This is a genomic window from Pseudomonas sp. KCJK9111, assembly GCF_046231935.1.
Lineage (GTDB): Bacteria > Pseudomonadota > Gammaproteobacteria > Pseudomonadales > Pseudomonadaceae > Aquipseudomonas > Aquipseudomonas parafulva_B.
On sequence record NZ_JBJJMO010000001.1, the window covers coordinates 186,045 to 197,190 of the forward strand.

Genomic DNA, 11,146 nt, shown 5'->3' on the forward strand with positions numbered 1-11,146 from the left:
GCGCGCCCGCTCCCTGACACGCTCAGCTGACTTTGCTGATTCGCCAGATACCGAATGGCTGATGCCAAGGCTCGATGCGCATGAACTGGGTCTTGCCGTACCACGACCAGCGATGACCATTCATCAGGTCCTCCCCGTGGGTTTCGGCACCGTCATCAAGGCCAAGCTCCCACAACGGGAGTTCGAAATGGGCTTCCTGGGCGTTGTGCGGGTCCAGGCTCACGGCGATGAGAATGTAGTTGTCACGGGCGGGGGTGCGCTTTGCGAAATAGAGGATGTTGTCATTCCAGCAGTTGAGCAGCGTCAGGCCCAGATGGCTCTGCAGGGCCGGGTTCTGTCGGCGGATACGGTTGAGCTGGGCGATCTCGGCGATGATGTTGCCCGGTTGGGTAAAGTCACGCGGGCGGATCTCGTACTTCTCCGAGTCCAGGTATTCTTCCTTGCCCGGCAGCCCTGCCGCTTCGCACAGCTCGAAGCCCGAGTACATGCCCCACAAGCCCGACCCCATGGTCGCCAGTGCGGCCCGGATGAGGAAGCCGGCCCGGCCATTTTGCTGGAGGAAAAACGGGTTGATGTCTGGCGTGTTGACGAAGAAGTTCGGCCGGTAGCATTGGCTCCACGGCGGCTGGTTGAGCGTTTCGAAATACTCGCTCAGCTCCTGCTTGGTGTTGCGCCAGGTGAAATAGGTGTAGCTCTGCGCATAGCCGACCTTGCCCAAGCGGGCCATCATGGCGGGCTTGGTGAACGCCTCGGCCAGGAACAACACGTCCGGGTATTGACTGCGCACATTGGCGATCAGCCACTGCCAGAACGGCAGGGGTTTGGTATGCGGGTTGTCTACCCGGAACGTTTTCACGCCCTCCTCCACCCAACCGATGATCACATCACGCAGGGCGATCCACAGCCCAGGCACGGCATCGGGCGCGTAGAAGTCGACGTTGACGATGTCCTGGTATTTCTTCGGCGGGTTCTCGGCATAGCGGATGGTGCCGTCCGGGCGCCAGCTGAACCAGCCTGGATGTTCCTGGAGCCACGGATGGTCCTGGGAGCACTGGATGGCGAAGTCCAGGGCGATTTCCAGACCGTGCTGGGCTGCCGCCGATACCAGGCGACGGAAATCTTCACGCGTGCCGAGTTCGGGGTGGATCGCATCGTGCCCACCGTCGGCACTGCCAATGGCGTAGGGGCTGCCAGGGTCCCCCGGCTGGGCCTGCAACGAATTGTTCCGGCCCTTTCTGTGCTGCATGCCAATGGGGTGAATGGGCGGGAAATACAACACGTCGAAGCCCATGTCGCGAATCATCGGCAGGCGCTGGTGCACATCGTTGAAGGTGCCATGGCGCTGGGGATCATCGGTGATCGAACGGGGGAACAGCTCATACCAGCTGGCGAATTGCGCGGCCGGACGGTCCACATCCAGCGGGTAGTCGCAACTGCGGGTCAGGTAGCTGCGGTGCTCGGCGGCGGCCATCAGCTGCGATGCCTCGGCGCCCAGCAGCAGGGCCACTTGTTCATCCTCAGGCAGCGTCTGTAAGGTGGTTTGCAGCGACTGTAATTGCTCGCGCAAGGCGCCGCTGCTCAATTCGATGCCCTTGCCCAGCAGCAACCGCCCTTCCTCGAGTTCAAGCTTTACGCCGACGCCGGCATTGAACTTCTTCTCCAGGTCGTAGCAGTACGTGGCATACGGGTCGATCCAGGCTTCGATGCTGAACACATGCGGCCCGATTTCGGTCGGGGTGAATTCTGCCAGCCACAGGTCATTGCCGGGCGAAGTCATGGGCACACAATGAATGCGTCGGCTACCGGCCTGGCGCCAGTTCAACACCACAGCCATCCGGTCGTGGCCGTCGGTGAATACCTTGGTGCTGACCGCAACCGGCTGGTTGCTGATGGCCTTGGCGGCAAAGGCGCCGCCATTTAGCACCGGCTGGGTGTCCTCGATGGCGATACGCGGTGCCATCAAGGCCTGGGACAGGCTGATGACCTGGTCCGGATGATCATTTGCCGTGGGCACGCTTTCGAAGGGCTCGTTCAAAGACATCAGGCCTTGCTCCCTGGGACTGGTGGCGGTAAGGATTGAGAGCGCGGCGACCGAGCCTGGGTTCAAAAATGAATTGATTCGAAGCACCAGCGGTCGAACGCTGCAGGACAGGTTCACTCAACCCCACGAGGCATGGCCATGACGCTCCCAACGCCCCCGGAAACGCCCGATCCGAACATTGACGATCCCAACCTCCCGCCCCCGGAGCCTGAGCGTGACCCGGATGACCTGCCGATTCAGCCGACGGTTCCGCCAACCGTGGGTGACCCACCCAGTCAGGAACCCCCGATAAAGGCGGTCGACTGAAGTCGAAAACTGTCAGTTTTGCCAGTGGCGCATCCGCTGCGTTGTTCCGATCATAAGTCACCTTTGTGATTCAGGAGTCACGGACATGACGCATGACGGTATGAGCCCCAGCGAACGAGACGAATACGAAACCTACATCATCGAGTGCCTTCAGGATGCAGGCATAGAAGACCCACAGCCCGCAACGGTGCTGCAGTCACTCGATGATGAAGTCGTCAGCCGTGCTGTCGATCAAATCAAGGAAGACACCCAGGTGAGTTTCAAGTATCAGGCGACAATGACGGTCAGCCAGTTGGCCGAGGCACTCTGGAAAGCCACGCAGTCAAGGTGAGGGCTTGCCACGCAGTCAGGGTGAGGGCTTGCCACGGCATCTGTAACTGACCTTCCTACTAGACCCTGCCCAGTTCAGCCACGCTGATCTCCCGCATCCTGAACTTCTGCACCTTGCCCGTCACCGTCATGGGAAATTCATCGACGAAGCGGATATGGCGGGGCACCTTGTAGTGGGCGATACGGGACTTGCACCAGGCCTGCAGCTCCTCGGCAGTGGCCTGGTGACCTGGATGCAGCTTGACCCAGGCGACGATGTCCTCGCCGAAGCGGCTGCACGGGATACCAATGACCTGGGCATCGGCGACCGCCGGGTGGGTATAGAAGAACTCTTCTATTTCACGCGGATAGATGTTTTCGCCACCGCGAATGATCATGTCCTTGTTGCGCCCGACGATGCGCACATAGCCCGCCTCGTCCATCACCGCCAGGTCACCGCTGTGCATCCATCCGGCCGCGTCGATGGCACTGGCCGTGGCCTCGGGGTTATTCCAGTAACCCAGCATCACGCTGTAGCCGCGCGTGCAAAGCTCCCCGGTTTCACCGCGCGCAACCGTTGCGCCTTGCGGGTCGATGATCTTGCTTTCCAGTTGCGGCTGGGTACGGCCCACAGTGGTGACGCGCAGCTCCAGGTCATCATCCGGGCCGGTTTGCAACGACACCGGGCTCGTTTCAGTCATGCCGTAAGCGATCTGCACCTGGGCCATGTGCATCTGGTCGATGACCCTGCGCATGACCTCGATCGGGCAGGTAGCACCGGCCATGATGCCGCTGCGCAAGGACGACAGGTCCATACACTGGCGGGCCGGATGATCGAGCATGGCGATGAACATGGTGGGCACCCCGTACAGGATGGTGCCGCGTTCCTCGGCCACGGCGCGCAAGGCCAACTCGGCGTCGAAGCCGTCGCCTGGGTAGATCATGGTGGTGCCATGGGTGATGCAGCCCAGGTTGCCCATGACCATGCCGAAACAGTGATACAAGGGCACCGGGATCACCATGCGGTCATGCGCAGTCAAGCCCAGGCTTGCGCCAACCATGAAGCCGTTGTTCAGAATGTTGTAGTGGCTGAGGGTAGCGCCCTTGGGCGAGCCGGTGGTGCCAGAGGTGTACTGGATGTTCACCGGCTGGTCGAAATGCAGGCTGTTTTGCCGAGCCGTGCACGCTTCGCGGCTTACGGACATGCCCCACGTGGCCAGTGCCTCCCACGGCAGGAAGCCAGCAGGCGGGTCGTTGGCCAGGCTTACGACCCCGCGCAAGGCGGGCAGCGCGGCACTGCTCATCTGACCGGGTGCTGCGGTCGCCAACTCCGGCACCAAGGCCTGGACCATGGCGTGGTAATCGGAATGCTTGAACGCGTCGGCACAGACCAGCCAGCTGCACCCTGACTGGCGCAGCACGTACTCAAGCTCACCCACCCGGTAAGCCGGGTTGACGTTGACCAGGATGGCGCCCACCTTGGCAGTTGCCACCTGCAGGATGCACCACTGCGCGCAGTTGGGTGCCCAGATGCCCACGCGGTCACCGGTTTCGATCCCAAGGGCCATCAGCGCCCGGGCACATGACTCGACCTGCTCCGCCAGTTGCCGCCAGCTGTAGCGCAGGCGCTGGTGCCGAGCCACCAGTGCTTCCTGCTCGCCCAGGCGCGCCACGGTCGCGTCGAAGGCCTGGCCAATGGTTTGAGTAAGCAAGGGGCGGTCCTGGCGACCGCGGGTATAGCTGGGTTGAGTCATGTGCGTCCCTTCTTTTGATTGTTCTGGATAGGGGCCAAATGCGCGCCAATCACTTTGGCTCAGATTTACGTTTACGTAAAGGTGACGGATAAATTGACAAAAAAGCAGGTGCAGGTTTACGTTTACGTAAAGGTGATAGACAGCTGAGCACGCTTTCGGCGTCAGCTGCCTGCCCAGACAAGCTTGCCGCTCGCAGCGTGATCCCATTTCAAGAACAACAAGGTGCCCTCGCATGCATTACCCCAGCCTGAACTTCGCCCTGGGCGAGACCATCGACATGCTTCGCGACCAGGTGCGCACCTTCGCCGCCGCCGAGCTCGCCCCTCGCGCCGCGCAGATCGACCACGACAACCTGTTCCCTGCCGACATGTGGCGCAAGTTCGGCGACATGGGCCTGCTCGGCATCACCGTCCCGGAAGAATACGGTGGCGCAGGCTTGGGTTATCTGGCGCACGTGGTGGCGATGGAAGAAATCAGCCGCGCCTCGGCCTCGGTCGCGCTGTCCTACGGCGCCCACTCCAATCTGTGCGTCAACCAGATCAACCGTAACGGCACGCCCGCGCAAAAGGCCAGGTACCTGCCCAAGCTGGTCAGCGGCGAGCACGTCGGCGCCCTGGCGATGAGCGAACCCAATGCAGGGTCGGACGTGGTGTCGATGAAACTGCGCGCCGACAAACGCGGCGACCACTACGTGCTCAACGGCAGCAAGACGTGGATCACCAACGGGCCCGACGCCAACACCTACGTCATCTACGCCAAGACCGATCTGGAAAAAGGCCCCCATGGCATCACTGCGTTCATCGTCGAGCGCGATTGGGCAGGCTTTAGCCGCAGCAACAAGTTCGACAAGCTGGGCATGCGTGGCTCGAACACCTGCGAGCTGTTCTTCGATGACGTGCACGTGCCAGAGGACAACATCCTCGGCCAACTCAATGGCGGCGTAAGGGTGTTGATGAGCGGCCTGGACTACGAGCGCGTGGTACTCGCCGGCGGCCCGACCGGCATCATGCAGAGCTGCATGGACCTGGTGGTGCCGTACATCCATGACCGCAAGCAATTCGGGCAGAGCATCGGCGAGTTCCAGTTGATCCAGGGCAAGGTCGCCGACATGTACACCCAGCTCAACGCCAGCCGCGCTTACCTGTATGCCGTGGCCCAGGCCTGCGATCGCGGCGAAACCACCCGCAAGGACGCAGCCGGGGTGATCCTCTACACCGCCGAGCGCGCCACGCAGATGGCCCTGGAGGCGATCCAGATTCTTGGCGGCAACGGGTATATCAACGAATTTCCCGCCGGTCGCTTGCTGCGCGATGCCAAGCTTTACGAAATCGGCGCCGGCACCAGCGAAATCCGCCGGATGCTGATCGGCCGCGAGTTGTTCAACGAGACCCGCTGAACACGCTGGCGCTGCGGCCGGCTCATACGCCCGCCGTGGCCACACCGGACAACCTTGCACGGCCACGCCAAGGGCGCGCCGCTGCACCAGGAGTCATGATGATTCTGAAATCCCAAGTGAACCCCCGGTCACCCGAATTCGCCCAGTCCCAGGCGGCCATGCAGGCCCAGGTCGACAACCTGCGTGGGCTACTTGCCCAAGTAGCCCAGGGTGGCGGCGCCAAGGCTCAGGAGCGGCACACCTCGCGAGGCAAACTGCTGCCCCGCGAGCGAATCGAACGTCTGCTCGATGCCGGTTCCGCCTTTCTCGAAATCGGCCAGCTGGCTGCACACCAGGTCTACGGCGAAGACGTTCCGGCAGCCGGCCTGATCGCCGGGATCGGGCGCGTGGAAGGCGTGGAATGCATGATCGTGGCCAACGACGCCACGGTCAAAGGTGGCTCTTACTACCCGCTGACGGTGAAAAAGCACCTGCGGGCGCAGACCATTGCCTTGCAGAACCGTCTGCCGTGCATCTACCTGGTGGATTCGGGCGGCGCCAACTTGCCGCGCCAGGACGAGGTGTTTCCCGACCGTGAGCACTTCGGGCGGATTTTCTTCAACCAGGCCAACATGAGCGCACTGGGCATCGCCCAGATCGCCGTGGTGATGGGGTCATGCACCGCAGGCGGCGCCTACGTGCCGGCGATGGCGGACGAGGCGATCATGGTGCGTCAACAGGCCACCATCTTCCTGGCCGGCCCACCGCTGGTGAAGGCGGCCACAGGCGAGGTGGTGAGCGCCGAGGCGCTAGGCGGCGCCGATGTGCATTGCCGCACCAGCGGTGTAGCCGACCATTACGCCGAGAACGACGAGCATGCCCTGGCGCTGGCCAGGCGCTGCGTGGCCAATCTCAACTGGCGCAAGCACGGTGCCCTGCAATGCAAGCCGCCGGTTGCGCCCTTGTATGCGGCGCAGGAGCTATACGGCGTGATTCCGGCTGACGCCAAGCAGCCTTTCGATGTGCGTGAAGTCATCGCACGGCTGGTCGATGGCTCGGTGTTCGATGAGTTCAAAGCCTTGTTCGGGACCACGCTGGTGTGCGGCTTCGCCCACCTGCACGGCTACCCGATCGCCATCCTGGCCAACAACGGCATCCTGTTTGCCGAGGCTGCGCAAAAAGGCGCGCACTTCATCGAGCTGGCTTGCCAGCGCGGTATCCCGCTGCTGTTCCTGCAGAACATCACGGGGTTCATGGTGGGCAAGAAGTACGAAGAAGGCGGCATCGCCAAGCATGGCGCCAAGTTGGTCACGGCCGTGGCCTGCGCGCAGGTACCCAAGTTCACGGTCATCATTGGCGGCAGTTTCGGTGCCGGCAACTACGGCATGTGCGGACGCGCCTACGACCCGCGCTTTCTCTGGATGTGGCCCAATGCGCGCATCGGGGTGATGGGCGCCGAACAGGCTGCCGGCGTGCTGGTGCAGGTCAAGCGCGAGCAGAGCGAGCGCAGCGGCGAGCCGTTTGGCGCTGAGGATGAGGCCAGGCTCAGGCAGCCGATCCTCGATCAGTACGAGCATCAGGGCCACCCTTACTACTCCAGCGCCCGCCTATGGGACGACGGCGTCATCGACCCAGCGCAGACCCGCGATGTGCTGGCCCTGGCCTTGTCTGCGGCGCTGAACGCACCGATCGAACCGAGCCGCTTCGGCATATTCAGGATGTGACCCCATGAGCGATTTCACTACGGTAGAGGTGAGCCACGATCCACGTGGCTTCGCCACCTTGTGGCTCAGCCGCGAGGACAAGCACAACGCCTTCAATGCCTTGATGATCCGCGAGCTGAACATTGCCCTGGGGCAGCTTGCCGACGACGCGGGCGTACGCTTCGTGTTGCTGCGTGGGCGGGGACGGCATTTCAGTGCCGGCGCCGACCTTGCGTGGATGCAGCAGTCGGCGCAGCTGGACTTCAACACCAACCTGGATGACGCACGCGAGCTGGGCGAGTTGATGTATGCACTGCACCGCATCAAGGTGCCGACCCTGGCAGTGGTCCAGGGCGCCGCATTCGGCGGCGCCCTGGGTCTGATCAGTTGCTGTGACATGGCCATCGGTGCCGAAGACGCCCAGCTGTGCCTGTCGGAAGTGCGCATCGGCCTGGCACCGGCGGTGATCAGCCCCTTCGTGGTCAAGGCCATCGGCGAGCGCGCCGCCCGCCGTTATGCACTTACGGCAGAGCGCTTCAGCGGGTTGCAGGCCCAGGCCCTTGGGTTGTTGGCCGAGGTGTACCCGGCCAGCCAGTTGGAGGCCAGCGTGAACCAGTGGGTTGAAACCCTTCTGGCCAATAGCCCCCAGGCAATGCGCGCGACCAAGGAGCTGCTGCGCGAGGTCGACGGCGGTACCCTCAGCCCTGGCCTGCGTCGTTATTGCGAGAACGCCATCGCGCGAATCCGCGTAAGCGCCGAGGGCCAGGAAGGCCTTCGTGCGTTTCTGGAAAAACGCCAACCTGCCTGGCAGGCCGATGCAAACAAGGAGCCACGCCCATGAACCGCCCGCCATTGACAACGTTGCTGGTGGCCAACCGTGGTGAAATCGCCTGCCGGGTGATGCGCACCGCCAAGGCCATGGGCCTGACCACGGTGGCGGTGCACAGCGCCATCGACCGTAATGCCCGCCACAGCCGGGAAGCCGATGTGTGCGTGGACCTGGGCGGTAACAAGGCGGCAGACAGTTACCTGCAGATCGACAAGCTGGTGGCAGCGGCCAAGGCCAGCGGTGCCCAGGCCATTCACCCGGGCTATGGCTTTCTTTCGGAAAACGCAGATTTTGCCCGCGCAGTCGAAGCCGCTGGCTTGATGTTCCTGGGCCCACCTGCGTCGGCCATCGACGCCATGGGCAGCAAGTCGGCCGCCAAGGCCTTGATGGAAGCCGCAGGCGTGCCGCTGGTGCCGGGCTATCATGGCCAGGCCCAGGACCTGGACACCTTCAAGCAAGCCGCCCGGCACGTCGGCTACCCGGTCCTGCTCAAGGCCAGCGCCGGTGGTGGCGGCAAGGGCATGAAGGTGGTCGAGGACGAAAGCCAGTTGGCCGATGCCCTGGCGTCGGCGCAACGTGAAGCCCTGTCATCCTTTGGCGATGCGCGGATGCTGGTGGAAAAGTACGTATTGAAGCCGCGCCATGTGGAGATCCAGATTTTTGCCGATCGCCATGGCCACTGCCTGTACCTCAACGAACGGGATTGCTCGATCCAGCGGCGTCACCAGAAGGTGGTCGAAGAAGCCCCTGCCCCGGGCCTTTCGGCAGACCTGCGCCGCGCCATGGGCGAGGCGGCAGTACGCGCGGCGCAGGCCATCGGCTATGTCGGCGCTGGCACCGTGGAATTTCTGCTGGACGCCCGTGGCCAGTTCTTCTTCATGGAAATGAACACGCGCCTGCAGGTGGAGCACCCCGTCACCGAGGCCATCACCGGCCTGGACCTGGTGGCCTGGCAGATTCGCGTGGCTTGCGGTGAGCCCCTGCCCATCACCCAGGACCAGGTACCGCTCAACGGCCATGCCATCGAAGTGCGGCTGTACGCCGAAGATCCGGCCAATGACTTCTTGCCGGCCACCGGCACCCTGACGCTTTACCGGGAACCGGCTTGCGGCCCAGGCCGGCGCGTGGACAGCGGTGTGAGCGAAGGCGATGCGGTGTCGCCCTTCTACGACCCGATGCTGGGCAAACTGATCGCCTGGGGCGAAGACCGGGAGCAGGCCCGCCTGCGCTTGCTGGCCATGCTGGATGAGTTCGCGGTAGGCGGCGTCAAGACCAACATCGCCTTCCTGCGACGTATCCTGGCCCACCCTGGGTTTGCAGCAGCCGAGCTGGATACCGGCTTCATCCCGCGTCATCAGGAAACGCTTTTGCCCGCCGCGCAGGCATTGTCGGCCGAGGGCTGGGAGGCTGCAGCCCAGGCGTGGTTGCTGAGCGAACCTGCTTGGGCACGCGTGGACGACCCACACTCCCCGTGGGCCCGACAAGACGGGCTGCGCTTGGGGGCTGGAACTTCGCTGAGTGTGCATCTGACCCACAACGGGCATGACCAGGCCGTGACGCTTAACCAGAAGACCCAAGGCATCTGGAGCCTGCAAGGGGATTGGCTGATGCGAGAGCAGGCAGGCCTGCGCACCCGCCACCTTGCCATTCGCAAAGGTGCCAGCCTGTATCTGCACTGGGATGGAGAACTCCACACCCTCGAAGCATTCGACCCGCTCGCCCAGGCAGCCAGCGACCTTGCCCATCAAGGCGGCCTGACGGCCCCCATGAACGGCAGCATCGTGCGGGTACTGGTCGAGGTGGGTCAGGCGGTAGAGGCAGGTGCCCCGCTGGTGGTGCTGGAGGCCATGAAGATGGAGCACAGCATTCGGGCCCCCAAGGCCACCACGGTCAAAGCCTTGCTGTGCCAGGAAGGCGACATGGTCAGCGAGGGGGCAGCGCTGGTCGAACTGGAACCGTGAAGGCCGTGGGGTCGCGGTGCCTGACGGCCTGCGGCCCTTGCCTCACCGCACGGGCCACGTGGCCTCAGAACGCCCCGTGTACCCGCACTACCACGCCCAGGAACTCACAGCCGGTTTCGCAGAGCACCGTGGGGTAACGGGTGTTCAACGGCTTGAGCATCTTGTCGCCGCCTTCTTCGACCAATTGGCGGAGCACGGGGGCTTTGCCAGGCTGGCGTGCGATCACCAACCTGCCGGGCTCCGCGGGCAACCCAGTATCGACCAGCACGCGCATGCCTTCGGGCACGCTCTTGCCGCTGGCAGCGTTCATCGAGTCGTTTTCCACGGCAAGCCAGAACGCATTGCCGGCAGGCATGTAGTCGGTCTGCTCGTGCACTTCGCTGGTTTCAGGCAACGGGCCCTGCAAGTCCACCCACTTGAGCACCGGAAAGCGAAAGCTCGCATAGAGCAGGGCCTGTGCGGAAACAGGCGGCTTAGTACCGTAGTGGCCAGGTGATTCGCGCATCAGGTCGCGCTCGACCACCATGACCTGGGCCTCCAGAAAGACCAGGCCGAGCTTTTCCAGTTTTTCGTTGATGGTCTCCAACGTGGGACGACGGGTACCGCGAAGCCAGTGCCCTACCCCACCTTGCGTCATGCCCAGGCGCTCGGCCAGTTTCAACTGGCTGAGGTTGTGTTCGCGCTTGTAGCGCTTGAGAAATGCATTCCAATTTTCCATGAGCGGCAACAATACGGACTGTATTGGAAGCAGCAATACACAATCTGAATTATTTATTTGGCGCTAGAAAATACAAATTGACCTATGCTCTGAGTTCATTGTGTTTGACGAGAACCTGGAAGGTATCGCAATGAAACATCCGAAAAACGA

The 11,146-nt window shown here is 62.9% G+C and carries 8 protein-coding genes; 5 read left to right on the top strand and 3 right to left on the bottom strand.

The window, feature by feature from the left end; genetic code table 11:
• Positions 1-22: 22 nt before the first annotated feature.
• Positions 23-2,041 carry an alpha-1,4-glucan--maltose-1-phosphate maltosyltransferase gene (locus ACK59L_RS00915; RefSeq protein WP_409271279.1) on the bottom strand — a complete coding sequence of 673 codons (2,019 nt, stop codon included), beginning with the start codon at positions 2,039-2,041 and terminating at the stop codon, positions 23-25.
• A gap of 391 nt (positions 2,042-2,432) precedes the next feature.
• Between ACK59L_RS00915 and ACK59L_RS00920 the strand changes: the two genes are divergently transcribed.
• On the top strand, positions 2,433-2,678 hold the full coding sequence (locus ACK59L_RS00920) for a hypothetical protein (protein ID WP_409271281.1): 246 nt from the start codon (positions 2,433-2,435) through the stop codon (positions 2,676-2,678).
• A gap of 58 nt (positions 2,679-2,736) precedes the next feature.
• Here the strand turns inward: ACK59L_RS00920 and ACK59L_RS00925 are convergent, their stop codons facing one another.
• Positions 2,737-4,410 (bottom strand): AMP-binding protein, encoded by a 1,674-nt coding sequence (locus ACK59L_RS00925; RefSeq protein WP_409271283.1) that lies wholly within the window; start codon positions 4,408-4,410, stop codon positions 2,737-2,739.
• Between the two features lie 232 nt (positions 4,411-4,642).
• Between ACK59L_RS00925 and ACK59L_RS00930 the strand changes: the two genes are divergently transcribed.
• The 4 genes from ACK59L_RS00930 (at position 4,643) to ACK59L_RS00945 (ending at position 10,278) form a co-directional block, all read left to right on the top strand.
• Positions 4,643-5,806 (top strand): isovaleryl-CoA dehydrogenase, encoded by a 1,164-nt coding sequence (locus ACK59L_RS00930; RefSeq protein WP_144966751.1) that lies wholly within the window; start codon positions 4,643-4,645, stop codon positions 5,804-5,806.
• Between the two features lie 95 nt (positions 5,807-5,901).
• Positions 5,902-7,509, top strand: a complete 1,608-nt coding sequence (locus tag ACK59L_RS00935) for a carboxyl transferase domain-containing protein (RefSeq protein ID WP_409271286.1) — start codon at positions 5,902-5,904, stop codon at positions 7,507-7,509.
• Between the two features lie 4 nt (positions 7,510-7,513).
• Positions 7,514-8,329, top strand: coding sequence for a gamma-carboxygeranoyl-CoA hydratase (locus tag ACK59L_RS00940; protein WP_058605056.1), 816 nt, complete (start codon positions 7,514-7,516; stop codon positions 8,327-8,329).
• Entirely contained in the window at positions 8,326-10,278 is a 1,953-nt protein-coding gene (locus ACK59L_RS00945) for an acetyl/propionyl/methylcrotonyl-CoA carboxylase subunit alpha (protein WP_409271288.1), read from the top strand. Before ACK59L_RS00940 ends, ACK59L_RS00945 begins: the two co-directional genes overlap by 4 nt.
• Before the next feature lie 64 nt (positions 10,279-10,342).
• On the opposite strand, the gene ACK59L_RS00950 is transcribed toward ACK59L_RS00945, so the two are convergent.
• Positions 10,343-10,996, bottom strand: a complete 654-nt coding sequence (locus ACK59L_RS00950) for a LexA family protein (RefSeq protein WP_409271290.1) — start codon at positions 10,994-10,996, stop codon at positions 10,343-10,345.
• Between the last annotated feature and the right edge of the window lie 150 nt (positions 10,997-11,146).

Bases quoted from the DNA above. Each gene is read 5' to 3' on its own strand.
- ACK59L_RS00915 (WP_409271279.1), bottom strand. From the start codon at position 2,041: ATGTCTTTGAACGAGCCCTTCGAAAGCGTGCCCACGGCAAATGATCAT.
- ACK59L_RS00920 (WP_409271281.1), top strand. From the start codon at position 2,433: ATGACGCATGACGGTATGAGCCCCAGCGAACGAGACGAATACGAAACC.
- ACK59L_RS00925 (WP_409271283.1), bottom strand. From the start codon at position 4,410: ATGACTCAACCCAGCTATACCCGCGGTCGCCAGGACCGCCCCTTGCTT.
- ACK59L_RS00930 (WP_144966751.1), top strand. From the start codon at position 4,643: ATGCATTACCCCAGCCTGAACTTCGCCCTGGGCGAGACCATCGACATG.
- ACK59L_RS00935 (WP_409271286.1), top strand. From the start codon at position 5,902: ATGATGATTCTGAAATCCCAAGTGAACCCCCGGTCACCCGAATTCGCC.
- ACK59L_RS00940 (WP_058605056.1), top strand. From the start codon at position 7,514: ATGAGCGATTTCACTACGGTAGAGGTGAGCCACGATCCACGTGGCTTC.
- ACK59L_RS00945 (WP_409271288.1), top strand. From the start codon at position 8,326: ATGAACCGCCCGCCATTGACAACGTTGCTGGTGGCCAACCGTGGTGAA.
- ACK59L_RS00950 (WP_409271290.1), bottom strand. From the start codon at position 10,996: ATGGAAAATTGGAATGCATTTCTCAAGCGCTACAAGCGCGAACACAAC.